We start from the raw sequence: 17,344 nt of genomic DNA, 5'->3' as shown, positions 1-17,344 counted from the left end.
TTCTCATTTGCACAGTGCTCATTTATGCTGCTCCCTGTAGGCGCTTGGTGTACTTCCGGTTATTTTTTTGAACAGCTTGCTGAAATGGCTGGGGTCGGTATAGCCTACCGCATAACAGACCTCATACAATTTATTCTGCGGATCTTTAAGCATGTCTTTAGCCTTTTCGATTCTCACTTTGGTCAGATACTCAAATAAGGTTTCCCCGGTTTCTTGCTTGTACAGCAATCTGACGTAGGTGGGGCTGAGATATACGCCTTCAGCGATGTCTGAAGCGGTCAAATTCTCGGAATAACGCTGCTCAATGAGTGACCGCACCCGTTCAATGACTTCACTGGCCTTTCCACTGCGCTTCACTTGGGCAAACCTGCAAACCTGCAGCAGATACGACTCTGTATACTGCAGCAAATCAAGCATCGTTTCCTGCCGCATCACCTGCCTCCAGGCCTCCAGCTCTTTGCGCTCCCACTCTTCTGTCATCCCGTTCAGCTCAAGCATGACCTGCCCGGATTGCAGAATCAGATGGAGACTGACGTTCTGGGCATAACGGGAGCCTTGTCCCCGGTTCTGCTCCAGTTGTGCAAAAATCAGCCCCAGCTCAAGCCTCACACGCTCCCCGTCCCCGGACCTTAGTGCAGAGAGCACGCGTTCCCCCCACTCCGCTTCATACCGGTACCGCAGAAGCTCTCCAGTCTCCAGTTTGTCCATAGTGAGAATGCGGTTTTTGCCCAGATACCATTTCTGGTCTGCTGCCCCTCTCGCCTGCTTGTAGGATGCCGGCAATTCCGGCAAGCTGCTCGCTCCTTCTCCCACTCCAATGGTTACACTGAGCTTCAACCATTTCCTTAGATTATCCCGAATGGATTCCGCCAGCGTAAGCAGCTCCTGTTCCGGGGACTGGGCCTCCTCAGCCTCACCAGGGTCTCCATCCTCCAGTTGCCGGGTCAGCAGAATGCCCACATATTCTCCGGGCTGCTTCTCAAAAGTAATTCCCCGCATCTGCTTGTCGATTAATTCCTGTATAATATTCAGCACCGTATAGGATAGCAGCTGCTTATCCTGTTCGCTGCGGGTATCCAGCACCTGCGGTACATCGTCAATCATAATTACAATAACGATGTAACCGTTTACAGATAAAAGCGGCAGACCCAAAAACTCCAGCTTCTCCCGAATGTGCGCCGGATTGATACTGTCACTGACTATTGACAGCAGGAACCTTTCCCGCAGCAGCGGCAGGCTCTGCGCCAGCTTGACCTGCATCTCCTTAACCCGGCTGCGTTCCCGCGCTTCGGCATCCAGAGCTTCGGTTACCTTGCCCATCACAGCGGTCAGCTCTTTGCGGCGGATGGGCTTCAGAAGGTAATCCACCGCATGGATCTGCAGCGCCGACCGCAAATAATCGGCATCATTGTGCCCGCTGATAAATACGATTTTGACGAAAGGCAGAACCGCGCGCACTTCCGCAGCCATCCGAATGCCGTCCAACGATGGCATCTGCACATCCGTAAGCACAATATCCGGCTTCAGTTCCTTGATCAGCTCAAGTCCCGTATCCCCGTCATCCGCCGTTCCAATCAGCTTAATCCCCTGCCCCGCCCAGTCCACATAGCTGCGCAGCCCGTTAAGTACGGACGGCTCATCGTCCACAATGACCAGTGTTCTCATAAGGTGGCTCCTTTCCAAATATCCTCCTTACAAAAATTTCTACAAACAAAGATGTTCTCCTTCCTATAGCAATTTCTGTTGGATTGATCATGAAAAAGCGCCCGGTTTCCCGGACGCTTCATGATTACCGCTCTTTAGCTGTCAGATCGTATGCGAAGCAGGCCGCCCCCTCGGACTCCTTGAAGCCCTCTCCGATATACAGCGCTTTGGCCCGCTCATTTTCCCCATTCACACATAGAATTACCCGGTTGTAGGCATGGTCGCTCGCGAACCGCAGTGCCGCCCTCAACAGAATCCTTCCCAGACCCTTTCCCTGATATTCCGGCAAAAGAGCCAGCGGCCCAATGTTCATAATCGGGGAGCCTTCATACTCATCCGCAGATCCCCTCACGATGCCTACGGCTTTACCGCCGTTGTACAGCATCAATAACCCGCCTTCTATGTAGCTCTGGCCTGAGATCATCCCAGTAACCATATCCGGTGTGACCGGTGTTTCGCTCCCCATGAGCTTGGCAAAACCGGTATTCCTAATCTCGCACCAGGCCCCCTCATCTGCTCCCGGCTGAAAGGGCCTTATCTCGTACCCGGCAGGCAGGCTGAAATCAGGCAATGTCTGTACATCTCTTACAAGCAAATAAGAATAGCGCTCCACCTCAAAACCGAGATCAGGCTTGATTCCCATTACCGCTGTATTTACGGTTGGAACAAATATGTTCAGCTTGTCCAGGCCTTCCGTATGCCGCAATATGGCCTGCAGGAGCTCCCGGTAAATGGCACGATCGTCGGTATCCGCATAAAAAATCCTGAACCTTGCCTGCCGCCCTCGGCGGCTATAGTCATTCAGAATCAGCGAAGCTGCTCCAATCAGTGCGCCTGAGGCATCTCTTGCAACATAAGTGGGGTTCTCCTCCGACAGGTCAAAACCGGCAAGATCCTCTTCATTTAGAAAGGAATCATCAAGGCCCGCACGGTGCTTCCGGCAAAAATCCAAAAACTCGCCCTTCCGCTCACTGCTTAACGTTTCAATCCTCATCTGCTCTCCATCCTTCCTGTTAGTTCTCATAAGCTTTTATTATATCACAGTGCAGAGCGGATGATCTGGTATATCAAATTGCCTTTTTGGAACGATCAGCCCACCAAATCAGGTTTTTACTTGGAAGAGTATGGAGCGACGCCTTCCGCCAGCTTAAGCATAGCCTCCCTTGAGAGGGGCTTGGTGGTTGAAATGGAGAAGGAATAGCCATCCTTTACCCATGTTACGATTGAAAAGAGTCCGTTGCTGCCTTTCAGGGTTAATTCTCCACGGTCCATAGGAACAGTCTCGACTTGAGCATATTTGTTATAATCTCCGCTCACATCCTCCTTGCCCACTCTCATCCGAAACGTAATCTTGCTGGTTCCGTCCGTGTAGCTCAGTTGGGCGGTGTCTCCGAATAAAGCAGAGATGGCCTCCAGCTTATAGCCTTCGGGCAAATCAGCAGGCACATAGAGTGGGAACGACAGGCTGTTGGACAGGTCAGCCAGGTTCTTATAGTCTACAAAAGGAGAGCTATTCTCTACAGGAGGTGCCGAAATTTCTGGAGTCTTTAGAGATGGTACTGCTACTACAATACAAATCACGAGAGCAAAGCAAGCAGCAATAGAAATCACGGTCTTACGTGAAAAGCGAAAGAAAGCAGGCTTCCTTTGCCGGGGCATATTGTAATCCGCTTGTGCCAGACGGACTAAAATCCGTTGTTCCATCTCAGGGGTTACAGAAATCAAGCTTTGCACCTGCTGATACTTATTCTTCAAAGTCGTACACCTCCATCAATTGCTCCTTCAAAATTAATCTGGCCCGGTGCAACAAGGAACGGATGGTAGAATCCTGCTTGTTCAGCAGGCTGGCTATCTGGGCAGTACTCAGATCCTCTTGATAAAACAGGTGTATTACCTCACGGTACTTAACCGGCAGCGAGCTGACAGCTTCCCACACAAATGTGAGGTCCTCACGGACCTCACAAGCAAGGGATTCAGACAGATCCTCCCAGCGGCGGCGCTGGTTATATTTTATTTTGTTTTTGCAAAGATTGATGGTCACCCGAAACAGCCATGCCTTTTCGTGGTCTGAGCTATCAAAAGCCGGCGCTTTCCTGAGCATTTGCAAAAGTACTTCCTGCAGCATGTCCTCAGCGTCCGCCATATTATGAAGATAGGAATGGGCCAGCCGCAGGATGGCATTCCCGTGTTCTTTCAGTACAGCCTCCGCCCACTGCTGATTCATCTCTTGGTCTTGTAACGGTATCCTATCCGAATCAAGCCTTGACTCATAGCGAAGCGTGAATAGAGGAACAAGCAAAAGACGCCTTAAAGATAAAATGAAGCGGACAACAAATTCTAGCACGTTAATGCATTTTAAGGGCGGTCGCAGCCGTACAAAGCTATTCGTCATAGTATTATTTAATGCTGAGAATAGTCTTCTGCATTTGTTCAGCGGTAAGGGCGCTGTCAGCCATCAAACAGTAATTAAAGCCATCCGCTTCCCATGAAGCGACGGAGACAAGCCCTTTGTTCCCTTTCAGGGTAACCTGAAGCTTCCCGATGGCAACTGTCTTTGTACTATCGTAGACATTATAATCACCGCTAATATCCCCGGTTTCCTGCGATACACGGTAGAACAGAGTATTTTCTCCGTTCGTATAGACGATCTGTGCCATTCGGGTACTGCTCAGCACAGAGATTTCGTCCTGCTTGTAGTTTTCGGGGAGTTCGGTAGGAACTGCAAAATTTGCACCTGCAGCCTTTCTTGCAGCATCTACGCTATCATAGCTCACAAAAGGGTTCGGAATCTGTGTATTCTCCATCTTGCTGCCGCTGTTAACGATGATCTTTCCTCCCTTTACAACTACCGGATTTGCTTGATTACCAAGCACAATGCTGAACAGCTTCACAGGCACGTAGATGGAACCTCCGATTTTAACGGGAGCGGCGCCGAGGGGACCGGGAGCCGTCATGCCAATGGATTTGGTGCTGTAGGCGAAGTAATTGTCGTCCCCAAGCACTACGTCAGTCTCTCTTTCTCCATTTTCCGCATGTAATTTCTTCTCTTTTGCATTCCAGGTAACCGTAAAGCCAAGAGCCTCAAAAACAGCCCGTGCAGGTACCATAACTACTTTATTTATAACCTTAGCCTGCATCTTGATTTCTTTTTGTTGTACAGCAGCTTGGGATACATGATGGGAGGCAATCAGCATGTTCTCCGCTGCTCCAGCCGCCAGGGCGGACATGGGCATTGCAACCGTAAACGCACAAGCCACAATGGTAGTAGATAGTTTTTTCATAGTCAAGTTCTCCCTTCATCTTGAACCGTTCAATCGGTTCTGCACTTTATATACAACTGGCGCGGGAGAATTGTTGCATGAGCCTTTGAATCGTGACTATATACCCATTTGATTAGTCAATCGGTTTTGCAGCAACATTGACTTGAATTCCCCGGAGACGAATGTCTTCCAAATATTCTGCGGACGCCTCCCAATCTGTAATCAAACAATCAAACGATTCGATCGGGGCGACAAAAGCTTTATGGATCTTGCCAAACTTGCTGTGATCGGTAACCAGAATCCGCCGTGTCGAATTGCTGAGCATCTTCTCTTTGATTCGGGCGACAGACAAATAAGGGTCCGTTATACCCTGCTTCGGATCGAGCCCGGCGGTACCCATAATGCATAGATTGGCCCGAAATTGGGAGATCATTTGCTCGGCCAGCGGGCCGACAATGCCGGACTCTGACTGGACGTCCTCCGCGGTTCCGCCGCAAACAAACACGGAGAGGTCCGGCTTGCGCATGCATTTATAAGCAATATCGATGCTGTTCGTCACAATCGTAATGTTCTTCAGTTCTGCCAGCAAATCGGCTATATCGCCGGTCGTCGAGCCGGAATCGATGAACAAGGTGTCCCCCGGCTCGATCCATTTGACGGCCTCGGCCGCGATGGCCTTTTTATGTGCCGCCAGCAGATCGTCGATCTTCGCCGCAGCCTCCCCCGGTTCTCCTCCTGCCGATTTGAGAAACGCCCCTCCGTTTACCCGCTGAATATAACCTTCAAGCTCTATTTCAAGCAGATCTCTGCGGATCGTCGGAAGTGATACCTCCAGCAGTTCGGCCAATGTGTTGACGTGCAAAAAAGTATGTTCTTTCAAATAAGCTAGGATGACGCGGTGTCTGGCTTTCATTGACCTTCTTCCTCCTCCGGCTACTCTCTCCTTCATTTCTCTCACTGTTTCTACTTTACTGATAGATGATCAAAAAGGCAAGAGAAAAAAGAGAAATTCAGGAAATTTTGATTGATATCAATCATAATACGTCAAAAAAATGATCGAAATTTACACACAAAACCGTTAATTTTAATATTTTTTTTATATTTCACACCTAAAATGAATATGAATTGATCGAAATAAATCATGAGTAGGAGGAAAGTTAACATGCAAGAAAAGACAAAGGTTACGTTCTTCGGAACGGAAGCGGCCATTCCGGAATTAGGAGGTGAAACGGCCAGCTTCCTGATCAACGACGAGGTGATGGTCGATACGGGTTGGAATATCGTGGACAATCTCCGCCGGCAAGGGATCGATCCCGGCAGTATCCGTTATCTGTTGTTCACCCACATGCATCATGACCACTACATCTCGCTCCCCTCTTTGCTTTATTACTTCCTGATCACCAACAAAGATTTGTCCGGTCTGAAAATCCTCGGTCCCGAGGAAGACTTGCAGCCGATCATGCATCATACGCTGGAATTTCTGTTTTTGAACCGCAAGTTTTATCCGGACCGCAAAGCTCCGACGATCATCCCGCTTTCGCCGGGAGAAACGTACGAAGAAGACCGCTTCTTGCTGGAAACGACCTCTTCCCTGCACCCGGTACAAGCTCTTTGCTACAAATACACGGACAAGCTAACCGGTAAAACCGTTACCTTTACCGGCGACACCGCCTACCACGAACCGATCATCGAACTGGCCCGGGATAGTTCACTGCTCATCCATGAAGCAACGTATGGAGCTACTCCGGCAAATCCGCAGAAGAACGGCGGTTTGCACTCCAGCGCGATGGATGCGGCGGAGATTGCCAAAGCGGCGAACGTGGAGCAGTTGGCCCTGATCCATGGTTTAGTTGAAAACAATGAAGCCAGCGTGAAAGCAGCGGAAGCGATCTATTCCGGTCCGGTGATGTGGCCGGCGAAAGATCAAACGGTACTGCTCTAAAAGACCATTCATTTGAAAGAAAGTGGTGAACAACAATGAAAACGAAATTTTTACGAAAAAGCTTGCCCGTCCTGCTTGTAGGTGTGATTGCTTTGACCGGCTGCGCCCAGCAAAACAACGGATCTGCGGCGAATAACGAGCCCGCAGCAACTGGAAATGCACCATCAGCGACGGCTGGAACGGAAAAAATCAAGCTGCGCATGACGACCTGGTCAACCGCCGACAGCTACGAGATGCAGAAATCCGTACTCGACAGCTACATGAAAGAGCATCCCAATGTAGAAATATCCTTTGAATCCGTGCCGGAAAACTACGATGACAAGCTCATCGCCCAATTTGCGATCGGCGATGCGCCCGACATCATCACGGTTGGCGACACCCAGGTTCCTATTTTCGGCCAGAATGGCGGGCTCGCCGACTTAACCCCCTTTGTCGAAGGATCAAACGGCGTTGATCTTGGAGAATTTTATGAGGATATCGTGAAGTACGGCAGGTATCAAGACAAGCTGTACGCAATGCCGAAGGATTGGACAAATATGGCAATCATCTACAACAAAAAGCTGTTTGACGAAGCCAAGCTGCCTTACCCGCAAGAAGGATGGACTTGGGAGGAAATGTACAAAACAGCAAAGCAATTGACCAAATTCGAAGGGGACAAGGTCGTTCAGTGGGGCCTCAAGCTGCCGGGGGCGAATCAGCGCCGCGTACAACCTCTGGTGCTTTCCTACAGCGACGGTGTCGTTAGCCCGGACGGAAGCACTTATGAAGGTTACATGAACAGCCCGGGAATGGTCAAGGCCATGCAGTGGTACAGCGACGCCTACCATAAGGATCAAATTACCCCAAGCTCAACGGATACCGATGCTTTTAAAGGCATCGACATGTTCGCAACCGGTAAGGTAGCCATGGAGCTGAACGGCCGGTGGCCGATCGAAGACTATCTTAAGGATCCGAATCTTAAGTTCGGGACGGTTTCGCTTCCCGTAGGCCCCAACGGAGCCAACAATTTCGTGTTCTACGGCGGTTGGTCGATCTACGCGAAATCGCCTAACAAGGAAGCGGCTTGGGATGTCATCAAATATATGACCACCCGGGCGGGCGCAGAAGTGTTCGGCGACTTCGGCTTTGTAGCCTACAAACCGGTCGCTGAAGAAAAGGGGCATGCAACAGATCCGAATTACAAAGCGTTTACGGACGATATCCCCAATACGAAAATTATGCCGGATACTCTGGACGTCGACTATCCTAAGAGCGGAAAACCCGCTTTCACGGAAGCCTTGGAGAAGATATTGCTGTCCGAAGGCGATGTGAAGCAAGTGCTGGACGAGGCTGCGGCTGCAGCGGATAACGCAAAAAAATAAGTAAAAATGGCGCAGGCTGGCCAACCGGTCCGCCTGCTTCCCTTTTCATGGAGGACGCTGCCCGATGGAATCTTTCCCTCTCCTTAAGGAGGCCAAAACCGCAGTACAAAAACGGAAACATCCTTTAAGACGAAAGGAAGCCTGGATCTTCTACCTGCTCATTTCCCCTTGGCTGATTCATTTGATCGCCTTGGATGCGGGTCCGATGCTCGCCTCACTGTATTTCAGCTTTACGGAATGGAATATGCTGACCGCTCCGGAATGGGTCGGCTTCAGCAATTACGCTGCTGCATTGACGAAGGACCCCTTGTTTTGGAAATCGCTATCCATCACGTTCGGCTTCGCGCTTGTCTCGATACCGCTGAATTTGGTCGCTGGCCTGGCGTTGGCGCTGCTCCTTAACACCTCCTTGCCGGGTACCAGGCTGTTTCGCACCATCTTTTATTTGCCTTCGCAAATCAACGGTGTTGCAGTGATGGTCATGTGGGTCTTCGTTTTCAACCCGGATCTGGGCCTGTTGAATACAGTGCTTGGCGTGTTCGGCATTAAAGGACCGGGCTGGATTTTTGATCCGAACTGGGCGCTGCCTTCCCTCGTCTTTATGAGCCTGTGGTCGGTAGGCGGCGGGACGATCATCTGGCTGGCGGGATTGAAAGGGATTCCCGAATCGCTTTACGAATCGGCAACGCTGGACGGCGCCGGGGCCTGGAAAAGATTCCGATATATTACGCTGCCAATGCTGACGCCGACGATTTTTTTCAATCTGATCACCGGCATCATCGGCGCTTTGCAAAAATTCGGCGAGGCCTATGTCATGACAAAAGGCGGACCGCTGAACTCCACCCGCTTCTTCAACTATCATTTATATGATTACGCCTTCAGCAAATTTGAGATGGGGTACGCCTCGGCCCTGGCCTGGCTGCTATTTGTGATCATCCTGGCTTTGACTTTGCTTGTATTTTCCACTTCCGGGCGTTGGGTTTATTACGGAGGAGAGAAAAAATGACATTGAAAAAACATCCGTTGCTTGGCTCACTGCTCTATCTATTGCTCAGTATCGGCTCCATTGCAATACTGTTCCCGTTCGCGTGGATGCTGTCCACCTCGTTTAAGAGCGATGTGCAATTATATGCTTGGCCGCCCATATGGCTGCCGCTGCCGCTGCAGTTTGAGAACTATGCCGAAGCGTTCACCAAGCTTCCCTTTGGCCTCTGGTTTGGCAATACGACAATCATCACGGTGCTCAGTGTGTGCGGAACGCTTCTGTCGTGCACGATTGCCGCTTATGGCTTTGCCCGTTACCGCGCGCCGGGGCGTTCGGTGCTGTTTATGATCATGATCGCAACGATGATGATTCCTTGGACCGTGGTCATGATTCCGAAGTTTTACCTGTTTACGCAGATCGGCTGGGTGAACACGTTTTTGCCGCTGACCGTGCCCTCCTTTTTAGGAAGTGCTTTTTACGTTTTTTTGCTGCGGCAATTTTTCCTCACCATTCCTCCCGATACGGAGGAGGCGGCCAAGATCGACGGGGCCGGTGTATTCGGCATTTTATTGCATGTGATGCTGCCCGTTACAGTTCCGGTGCTCATCACCGTGGCGATTTTCCAGTTCGATGCGGCGTGGAATGACTTTCTTCAACCTCTGATCTATTTGAACAAACAAGAACTGTTTACGATTTCGCTGGGAATGAACTTTTTTAATGGGCAATATGACGTGCAGTGGAACTATTTGATGGCGGTCGCCTGCGTGGCGATGCTGCCTACCGTCATTCTCTTCTTTATCGGACAAAAATACTTTGTGCAAGGCATTGCCTTGACCGGCACCAAGGGTTGACTTGTTGCTTACTTGTTTAGGAGGGCTTTTCGTTGAGAATCGTTGTGCTTGGTGATTTCCATATCGATGGACAACACCTTGAATTAACCATAAAAGCCATGGAGGATGTGGCGATGATCGCCCCCGATTTGATCATTCCGCTGGGGGACTTTGGAAGAAACGGATGGATTGGCCGTCCGGAAGGCTTGCGGGAAGCCAAGGAATATCTTGACCGGATTGGGACGCCTCTTCGCCCGATCATGGGCAATCATGATCTGGAGCGGGAATCCGGCGGCGTGCAGCTAAGCGGAACGATGGAAAAAGCGTTCATGGATATTTTTGGCATGCCGGAGCCTTATGGCGTCCTGGAATTTCCCGAATGGAGGCTCTTTTTCGCCTCGACCGAACCCCAACCCGCCGATTCCTGTTACGATGTGCAGGAATGTTATACGACGGATCGCCAGTTTGGTGCGCTCGTCGCCAAATTGAAGGAACGGCCGGGAGTGCCGGTGATCTTCTTCACCCATGCGCCGCCGATTGGAAGCGGACTGCGGACAGTTCCCCGTGTTCACGTCCGGTCCACCAATGCATACCTGGATCAGAACCATGATCCTTACCGCTGGCTGGAACTTGTCCGAGGCTTTCCGGAGATCGTTATGTGGTTCTCCGCTCACTACCATCTTAGTCAGGGGTATGTTAACTCCCATACGCTCGTACACGGAACCCACTTCTTTCTGACTGGGGTTCACAGCTCCTGCACGCGAGACGGCAAGCGGCAATCCCGGATTATTGATATCGATCCGGCGGGCATCAGCGTCCGGACGCTGGACCACATCGAACGCCGGATTACCAGGGAAGGCGCGTTCGCGTGGAAAAGAAGTCCGGGCGAGCTCATAGGCCATAATGCGGAAACAGCCCCCCTGCTTCCCGGAACCCAAAAGCACTTCACTAGACCTTCAACAATGGATGAACTTATTCTGGTCGGGGAAAGCTTCGTCGGTGAAACCGCCGCTTTGCCTTATGGTCTGGTCCCGCTGCAGCGGGACCGCTATCTTGTGGCCACAGAGGACGGGTTCTCCTGGGAAGCGGAGCCCAAAACCTGCGCCGTATTGGGAACATTGCATATCGGGCCGCCACTCTCCGGGATCGCTACAGGCGAAGATCGGGCTTGGATTTCCTGGGACAAGCATCTTGGCTGCTCCTCCCTCTCAGACCCATGGCGCTTCGTACGGCTGGAGGACGGCGCTTGGCCGCAGGCCGTTCATACCTTTGACCATGCAGTCGAAGCTCTTGCCTCCACTGCCGGCGGCAGGGTATTAGCCGCAGCAAACGGATGGCTATGGGAGGCAGCGGCGAGTAGTTCCCGGATTCGGGTTAATGCCATAACCCGCTTGCCCGATGAGCCTTGCAAGCAACTGATTGCCGATGGCGATCAGATCTGGGCCGTTGGAGGTTCCGGTAAACTCTACGTGCTCACGAATCCTGAAGCCGGATTTGCCGTGATCAAGGAACGTGTCTCCGCCTGGGATGCCTGGGAGGGAGAAACCGCAGTATTAATCGCGGAAAAAGATCATTATGCCGTGGAAATCGACGGGGTTGAATCACAGAGCTACCCGATTCCGGTGACTCCTTGCCAGACGGATACGGCCCGGCTCGTTTGCCTTGGGCAAGGCGCCTTTGCTCTTACGGTACAAGGCAAGGTCTTTGCCGGAGGCCGCGGCCTAAGCACCCCCGTCCTGCTGCCGCAAGAAGACGGGACAATAATTTCAGCCGTATCCCGCACTGCCGCAAAATCCCGGCAATTTGCAGTGTCCGGCGCGCACAGCGGCGAAAGCGTCGGCATACTGCAAATTTGGGAATTTCAAGCGCGATAAACGGCAGACCTAAGACAGACCACGCGGCTCTTTCGAACATGGGGAGGAAAAACATGAACCGTCCAATCAATATAACCATCTGGAACGAATATCGTCATGAGAAGGAAAATCCAGCTGTAGCGGCAATCTATCCGCAAGGCATGCATGAGGCCATATCCGCCGGGCTGGACAACACCAGCGGTGAGATTCGCTTCGCCGCTTTGGATGAACCAGAGCACGGTTTGTCCGCAGAAGTACTGGACACAACGGACGTCCTTATCTGGTGGGGCCATGCGGCTCACGGCGAGGTTCAAGATATTATCGTCGAGAGAGTGCACCAGCGGGTGCTCAAAGGCATGGGACTGATCGTCCTGCATTCCGGTCATCATTCCAAGATTTTCAGAAGGCTGATGGGAACCGCCTGCAACCTGAAATGGCGGAATGCCGGCGAGAAGGAACGGCTGTGGGTCGTGAACCCGGGCCATTCCATCGTGGAGGGCATCGGCGAATTTTTCGAGCTGCCGCAGGAGGAAATGTACGGCGAGCACTTCGATATCCCGCAACCGGACGAGCTTGTCCTGGCCAGTTGGTTCGAAGGCGGCGAGGTGTTCCGCAGCGGCTGCTGCTACTACCGCGGCGCGGGCAAAATCTTCTATTTCCGCCCGGGACATGAAACCTATCCGACTTATTATCATCCGGAGGTGCGCAGAGTGATTTCGAATGCCGTAGCCTGGGCCGCTCCGGTAAAACGGGACGAACCGCGCTACGAACATACCGCGCCGCTTGAGCCCCTTTCGGAGAAACACCAATGACGTTGAAAGTGGGGGCCATCGGCACCGGGAATATTTTCAGGGGGGCTCATCTGCCGGGGTGGATGTCGCATGCGGAGGTCGAGATCGTCGCACTATGCGACATCTCCCCCACCTCAGCGGAAGCTGCGGCAAAAGAGATACCGGGCGCGAGGATTTACGGCGATTACCGGGAACTGCTTGCCGATCCGTCGATTGATATCATCGATATCAGTACTCCGAACCTGTACCATTCACAGTTGGCGATTGCGGCGCTGGAGCAAGGCAAGCATGTTTTCTGCGAGAAACCGGATGCCGTTAGCGTGGAGGAAGCCCGAAAGATGGCGGATGCCGCGCGGACTTCCGGCAAACAGCTCATGACAATGCGGAACAACCGTTTTACCGAACAGACCCGGTTCGCCAAGAGCTGCGTTGAGGCCGGAAACCTCGGCGACCTCTATATGGGCCGTTGCGGCTGGATGCGCCGCCGCGGCATTCCGGGGCGCGGCGGATGGTTTACGACAAAGGCGCTGTCGGGCGGCGGGCCGCTGATCGATCTTGGCGTGCACATGATCGATCTGGCGGTATGGCTGGCCGGCAATCCGCGGCCGGTCGCCGTCTCGGGAGCCACGTACCGCAAATTCGCGGACCGTGCCGACCCGGAAGGCGAGCCGCCGCAAGGCATCTTCGATGTGGAGGATCTCGCGGCTGGATTTATCCGGTTCGACGGCCATTTACGAATCGGCCGAGCATGGACGGGAAATCCGGCTATAGCATAGGTAGAGAAATACAGGAACCGGTAATCCTTGAAATGGCGGACAGGAGAAGCAACCCCTGTACCGCCTTTACTTATAAATATCTTTTCATATTCTCAAGAATGACATAATATGCGTTTGGCCACATATGAACGCCTTCCACAGTAAACTCTGCTTTCAAATTCCCCTCATCATCTGTCAAACCTTCGTTAACGTTAATAAAGTTGAGCCCTAGTTTCATAGCTAATGCTTTTACTTCTTCATTTACCATCATAATATTGGCATTATTGCGTGAAGCAAACATGCTTTTCTGGCTTTCCGGCTCTAACCCAAAATCCCCCTTTGAATTTACCGGATAATAAGCCATCACATATACTTCACATTTAGGCAAGCGTTTTTTAATTTGATTCAAAATTTCATTATAGTTTTCTAGTAATATTTCTTTTTTACCGTCATCTAAACCGCCACCAATATCATTTGATCCAATATTTATAAAAATCTTCGATGGTTCTAAATCAAAAATACACTCATCCATTATGGTTAGCAGTTCATTTGTAGTAATGCCGCCAATTCCACGATTATAGATTACACGGTCTAAGCCTACAACAGACTGCATTTCATCAATAGGAAAATGCTCCATTAAGGAGGAGCCTACAAATAAAATCTGCCCCTTTTTAATATACTGATTACGCATCTTATATTTCTTTATTAAACCTTTCTTATATTCAAGGAAATTATTGTACTCCATTTGTTCTATTGCTTCTTTAATTTCCGGATCTTGTAAAAGTTCCACCATTCTATTTGTTGTCATAATAATCATCACTCCGTTTCAATAGCCTGATATTCACTGCTTTATTTTTTATTATAAACCCGAAATATATAGCGTCTAATATATAATTGTATATAATATATATACATTTCAATGTATGGAAGGATTAATTATGGAACTATTACAGCTTAAATATTTTCAAACCGTTGCCCGTTATGAACACGTAACGCGGGCTGCCGAAGAACTACATATCCCTCAACCGGCACTTAGTAAAACTATTTCACTTTTAGAAAAGGAACTCGGAGTTTTATTGTTTGACCGCCGCGGAAAGCATATACAGCTAAATCAATATGGTAAAGCGTTCTTAAAAAAAGTAGAACAAGCATTGACTGCCATAGAAGATGGCAAAAATGAACTAAATGATTTAGCCGGAAAGACATTTGGGGGCGTGAAGCTGGCAGTACTGGCTGCTTCTAATCTATTGCCAGAACTTTTAAGTTCTTTTCGTAAGCAGTACCCGCATATAAGCTTCAACCTTATACAGCATTTCCCCAGTTCAATAACCAAACCGGATTTTGACTTATGTATCTCCTCATCCCCCATTAAGCTTGAAGGTACTAATAGTATTCCTATTGTAAAAGAAGAAATCTTTCTCGCAGTTCCCGTTGAGCATCCTCTAGCTACACGTACGAGTATCCATCTAAGCGAGGCCGCAGGCGAGGATTTCATCAGCCTAAAAGCAGGTCAGGGGCTTCGGGAAGTCACCGATAGATTTTGCCAGCATGCCGGATTTCTCCCTCATATTATTTTTGAAAGCGACGATCCATCAACTGTTCGTGGTCTTATTAGAGCAGGACAAGGTATCGCATTTATACCTGCAATCACGTGGGGAGGATCTACGGGATCTTCTATGAAGCTTGTACATATTGAAGAACCTGTTTGTGAAAGAACCCTATCACTCTCATATACTGCAGAACGCTATCTGCCACAGGCAGCGCGATTGTTTCGTCAGTTTGCTATTGACTATTTTTCTAAGCTTAGTACAATCGATGTTACCAAAAAAGCTCCCCGGAGCTTATAGCTTCGAGGAGCTGTCTTCATATAAGAGTTATGGAATATAAAATGTCTTTTTTACAAGCTCAACGACCTCTTCAGACGTTTTCAAGGACAGGACGGCATCTTTAACGCTTTTTGCCTGCTCACTGGCTAACTCTTTGATTTGCGCGCGTGCCGGAAGGATCGAGGCTGCGCTCATGGAGAACTCGTCGAGCCCCAGGCCGAGCAATATAGGAATAGCCATAGGATCGCCGGCCATTTCCCCGCACATGCCAACCCATTTTCCTTCTTTATGCGCTGCGTCAACGACCATTGAAATCAGCCGCAAAACCGCCGGGTTAAAGGGTTGATATAAGTAGGATACGCGTTCATTCATACGATCGGCAGCCATGGTATATTGGATCAAATCATTGGTGCCGATGCTGAAGAAATCGACTTCTTGGGCAAATTGATCGGCCATGACAGCGGTAGACGGTATTTCCACCATCATACCGATTTCAATTTGCTCCGCTACTTTTACATTTTCTATTGCAAGCTTTGCTTTTTCTTCTAATGTAATTGCCTTAGCTTCTCTAAACTCAGAAAGTGTCGCAATCATAGGAAACATGATTTTCAAGTTGCCATAGACGCTGGCACGCAAGAGGGCGCGTAATTGTGTACGGAAAATAGCCTGATCATTCAGACATAAACGAATCGCTCTGAAGCCTAAAAACGGATTCATTTCTTTGGGCAGCTTCAGGCAAGCCAGCTCCTTATCGCCGCCGATGTCCAAAGTACGGACCACCACCGGCTTTCCTTGCATTTTTTCAAGCACGATTCTATAGGCGTTAAATTGCTCTTCCTCTGTCGGTAGCCGGTCTTTCCCCATATAAAGGAACTCCGTACGGTAAAGCCCAACCGCTTCCCCTCCGTTTTCCAGCACACTTGTAAGGTCAGCCGGTGTACCAATGTTCGCGGCCAGTTCGACATGCACGCCGTCTTTCGTTACTGTCGGCTCATGAACCAGGTTTGCCCACTGCGCTTTTTGCGTTTCGTATTTTATTTTTTTCGCTTCATATCGGGCAATCGTTTCTGGTGACGGGTCGATGATGACTTCGCCCTCTAATCCGTCAACAATTACCACAGCGCCGTGTTCAATCCTGGACGTAGCTTCTTTTGTGCCGACAACGGCCGGGATTTCCATCGTGCGGGCCATGATCGCCGAATGGGAGGTGCGGCCGCCGATATCCGTCGTAAACCCTTTCACATATCGGCGATTTAACTGCGCGGTATCTGAAGGTGTTAAATCCCCGGCGATGATGACAACTTCTTCGGAAATCAAGCTGGGATCGGAAATTTGCACGCCTAATAAATGAGCGGTCACCCGATTTGTTACATCGCGGATGTCTTTGGCGCGTTCCCGCATATATTCGTTTTCCATCGCTTCCAGCATGGAAACAAATCTGTCGGCTGATTCTTTTAAGGCAAATTCAGCATTTACGCCTTCCGTGCCTATCCGCTCGAACACCGGATTTAACAGCTCCGGGTCATTTAACACTAATAACTGGGCAGCGAGAATTTCCGCTTTATCCGCGCCAAGCTCGCGGTTTACGTAATCCGTAATTTTTTCAAGCTCCGCTTTGGAGCGGCTGATAGCCTGCTCCAGTCGCCGTTTTTCGGCATCCTTGTCCCGGGTGCTCTTTTTTACGATTTGCAGTTCCGGCTCCTCCAGGCGGTAGGCTTTGGCGATCGCTATACCGGCTGAAGCGCCGATTCCTTTCAGATGATTTCGCATGGTTCGCCGAGCCCTTCCTTTTTCAATGCTTCTTCAATCCCTTGGATCGCCTTATCCTCATCGGAACCAGCCGCATCAATTTGAATTTGAGCTCCTTGCGGAACCCCCAAAGACAGCACGCCCACAATTGATTTCAGGTTAACGGTCCGGCCGTTATATTCGATGTTCACCTCCGCATTGTACCTGCCTGCGGCTTGAACCAGGATAGAAGCCGGACGCGTGTGAATGCCTACCTCGTCAATGACTGTAAATGTTTTTTTCACCATA

17 protein-coding genes are annotated in these 17,344 nt (G+C 50.3%); 8 read left to right on the top strand and 9 right to left on the bottom strand.

The annotated features are described in order from the left end of the window. Positions 1-18 precede the first annotated feature (18 nt). The 6 genes from AC0LWN_RS06820 to AC0LWN_RS06795 all read right to left on the bottom strand — a co-directional run bounded on the left by AC0LWN_RS06820 (position 19) and on the right by AC0LWN_RS06795 (position 5,877). Entirely contained in the window at positions 19-1,665 is a 1,647-nt protein-coding gene (locus tag AC0LWN_RS06820) for a response regulator (RefSeq protein ID WP_474663814.1), read from the bottom strand. A gap of 124 nt (positions 1,666-1,789) precedes the next feature. Continuing rightward, positions 1,790-2,698, bottom strand: coding sequence for a GNAT family N-acetyltransferase (locus AC0LWN_RS06815; protein WP_474663813.1), 909 nt, complete (start codon positions 2,696-2,698; stop codon positions 1,790-1,792). A gap of 116 nt (positions 2,699-2,814) precedes the next feature. Next, positions 2,815-3,459 carry a DUF4367 domain-containing protein gene (locus tag AC0LWN_RS06810; RefSeq protein WP_474663812.1) on the bottom strand — a complete coding sequence of 215 codons (645 nt, stop codon included), beginning with the start codon at positions 3,457-3,459 and terminating at the stop codon, positions 2,815-2,817. Continuing rightward, positions 3,449-3,928, bottom strand: a complete 480-nt coding sequence (locus tag AC0LWN_RS06805) for an RNA polymerase sigma factor (protein WP_474663811.1) — start codon at positions 3,926-3,928, stop codon at positions 3,449-3,451. Before AC0LWN_RS06805 ends, AC0LWN_RS06810 begins: the two co-directional genes overlap by 11 nt. A gap of 172 nt (positions 3,929-4,100) precedes the next feature. After that, a complete protein-coding gene (locus tag AC0LWN_RS06800; protein ID WP_474663810.1) occupies positions 4,101-4,985 on the bottom strand; it encodes a stalk domain-containing protein in 885 nt (294 codons plus the stop codon). A 112-nt stretch (positions 4,986-5,097) separates the two neighbouring features. After that, entirely contained in the window at positions 5,098-5,877 is a 780-nt protein-coding gene (locus AC0LWN_RS06795; RefSeq protein ID WP_474663809.1) for a DeoR/GlpR family DNA-binding transcription regulator, read from the bottom strand. A gap of 249 nt (positions 5,878-6,126) precedes the next feature. On the opposite strand from AC0LWN_RS06795, the gene AC0LWN_RS06790 reads away from it, so the two are divergent. From AC0LWN_RS06790 to AC0LWN_RS06760, 7 genes are all read left to right on the top strand, one after another. After that, positions 6,127-6,906, top strand: a complete 780-nt coding sequence (locus AC0LWN_RS06790; RefSeq protein ID WP_474663808.1) for an MBL fold metallo-hydrolase — start codon at positions 6,127-6,129, stop codon at positions 6,904-6,906. 35 nt (positions 6,907-6,941) lie between these two features. Beyond that, complete coding sequence (locus tag AC0LWN_RS06785) at positions 6,942-8,267, top strand: ABC transporter substrate-binding protein (protein ID WP_474663807.1); 1,326 nt, start codon at positions 6,942-6,944, stop codon at positions 8,265-8,267. Between the two features lie 64 nt (positions 8,268-8,331). Beyond that, positions 8,332-9,273 carry a carbohydrate ABC transporter permease gene (locus AC0LWN_RS06780; protein WP_474663806.1) on the top strand — a complete coding sequence of 314 codons (942 nt, stop codon included), beginning with the start codon at positions 8,332-8,334 and terminating at the stop codon, positions 9,271-9,273. Beyond that, complete coding sequence (locus tag AC0LWN_RS06775) at positions 9,270-10,103, top strand: carbohydrate ABC transporter permease (RefSeq protein WP_474663805.1); 834 nt, start codon at positions 9,270-9,272, stop codon at positions 10,101-10,103. The genes AC0LWN_RS06780 and AC0LWN_RS06775 overlap by 4 nt, the downstream gene beginning before the upstream one ends. Before the next feature lie 32 nt (positions 10,104-10,135). Then, positions 10,136-11,956: a metallophosphoesterase family protein gene (locus tag AC0LWN_RS06770; protein WP_474663804.1), complete on the top strand. Its 1,821-nt coding sequence runs from the start codon at positions 10,136-10,138 to the stop codon at positions 11,954-11,956. Positions 11,957-12,009: 53 nt separating this feature from the next. Then, positions 12,010-12,747 carry a ThuA domain-containing protein gene (locus AC0LWN_RS06765; RefSeq protein WP_474663803.1) on the top strand — a complete coding sequence of 246 codons (738 nt, stop codon included), beginning with the start codon at positions 12,010-12,012 and terminating at the stop codon, positions 12,745-12,747. Next, positions 12,744-13,502, top strand: coding sequence for a Gfo/Idh/MocA family protein (locus AC0LWN_RS06760; protein WP_474663802.1), 759 nt, complete (start codon positions 12,744-12,746; stop codon positions 13,500-13,502). The genes AC0LWN_RS06765 and AC0LWN_RS06760 overlap by 4 nt, the downstream gene beginning before the upstream one ends. A gap of 70 nt (positions 13,503-13,572) precedes the next feature. Here AC0LWN_RS06760 and AC0LWN_RS06755 read toward each other — a convergent pair whose 3' ends face one another. Then, entirely contained in the window at positions 13,573-14,289 is a 717-nt protein-coding gene (locus AC0LWN_RS06755; protein WP_474663801.1) for a GDSL-type esterase/lipase family protein, read from the bottom strand. A 130-nt stretch (positions 14,290-14,419) separates the two neighbouring features. On the opposite strand from AC0LWN_RS06755, the gene AC0LWN_RS06750 reads away from it, so the two are divergent. After that, positions 14,420-15,328: a LysR family transcriptional regulator gene (locus AC0LWN_RS06750; RefSeq protein WP_474663800.1), complete on the top strand. Its 909-nt coding sequence runs from the start codon at positions 14,420-14,422 to the stop codon at positions 15,326-15,328. Between the two features lie 27 nt (positions 15,329-15,355). On the opposite strand, the gene ptsP is transcribed toward AC0LWN_RS06750, so the two are convergent. Next, positions 15,356-17,077: a phosphoenolpyruvate--protein phosphotransferase gene (gene ptsP / locus AC0LWN_RS06745; protein WP_474663799.1), complete on the bottom strand. Its 1,722-nt coding sequence runs from the start codon at positions 17,075-17,077 to the stop codon at positions 15,356-15,358. Continuing rightward, positions 17,062-17,343, bottom strand: a complete 282-nt coding sequence (locus tag AC0LWN_RS06740; RefSeq protein WP_458963214.1) for a phosphocarrier protein HPr — start codon at positions 17,341-17,343, stop codon at positions 17,062-17,064. The genes ptsP and AC0LWN_RS06740 overlap by 16 nt, the downstream gene beginning before the upstream one ends. Position 17,344: the final 1 nt, after the last annotated feature.

The organism is Paenibacillus sp. sgz302115, from assembly GCF_056120445.1.
This window is presented reverse-complemented; position numbering and strand designations above follow the sequence as displayed.

Excerpts from the sequence above, each read along its gene's own strand:
- AC0LWN_RS06820 (WP_474663814.1), bottom strand. The coding sequence starts at position 1,665 with ATGAGAACACTGGTCATTGTGGACGATGAGCCGTCCGTACTTAACGGG.
- AC0LWN_RS06815 (WP_474663813.1), bottom strand. The coding sequence starts at position 2,698 with ATGAGGATTGAAACGTTAAGCAGTGAGCGGAAGGGCGAGTTTTTGGAT.
- AC0LWN_RS06805 (WP_474663811.1), bottom strand. The coding sequence starts at position 3,928 with ATGAATCAGCAGTGGGCGGAGGCTGTACTGAAAGAACACGGGAATGCC.
- AC0LWN_RS06800 (WP_474663810.1), bottom strand. The coding sequence starts at position 4,985 with ATGAAAAAACTATCTACTACCATTGTGGCTTGTGCGTTTACGGTTGCA.
- AC0LWN_RS06795 (WP_474663809.1), bottom strand. The coding sequence starts at position 5,877 with ATGAAAGCCAGACACCGCGTCATCCTAGCTTATTTGAAAGAACATACT.
- AC0LWN_RS06790 (WP_474663808.1), top strand. The coding sequence starts at position 6,127 with ATGCAAGAAAAGACAAAGGTTACGTTCTTCGGAACGGAAGCGGCCATT.
- AC0LWN_RS06785 (WP_474663807.1), top strand. The coding sequence starts at position 6,942 with ATGAAAACGAAATTTTTACGAAAAAGCTTGCCCGTCCTGCTTGTAGGT.
- AC0LWN_RS06780 (WP_474663806.1), top strand. The coding sequence starts at position 8,332 with ATGGAATCTTTCCCTCTCCTTAAGGAGGCCAAAACCGCAGTACAAAAA.
- AC0LWN_RS06775 (WP_474663805.1), top strand. The coding sequence starts at position 9,270 with ATGACATTGAAAAAACATCCGTTGCTTGGCTCACTGCTCTATCTATTG.
- AC0LWN_RS06765 (WP_474663803.1), top strand. The coding sequence starts at position 12,010 with ATGAACCGTCCAATCAATATAACCATCTGGAACGAATATCGTCATGAG.
- AC0LWN_RS06760 (WP_474663802.1), top strand. The coding sequence starts at position 12,744 with ATGACGTTGAAAGTGGGGGCCATCGGCACCGGGAATATTTTCAGGGGG.
- AC0LWN_RS06755 (WP_474663801.1), bottom strand. The coding sequence starts at position 14,289 with ATGACAACAAATAGAATGGTGGAACTTTTACAAGATCCGGAAATTAAA.
- AC0LWN_RS06750 (WP_474663800.1), top strand. The coding sequence starts at position 14,420 with ATGGAACTATTACAGCTTAAATATTTTCAAACCGTTGCCCGTTATGAA.
- ptsP (WP_474663799.1), bottom strand. The coding sequence starts at position 17,077 with ATGCGAAATCATCTGAAAGGAATCGGCGCTTCAGCCGGTATAGCGATC.
- AC0LWN_RS06740 (WP_458963214.1), bottom strand. The coding sequence starts at position 17,343 with ATGGTGAAAAAAACATTTACAGTCATTGACGAGGTAGGCATTCACACG.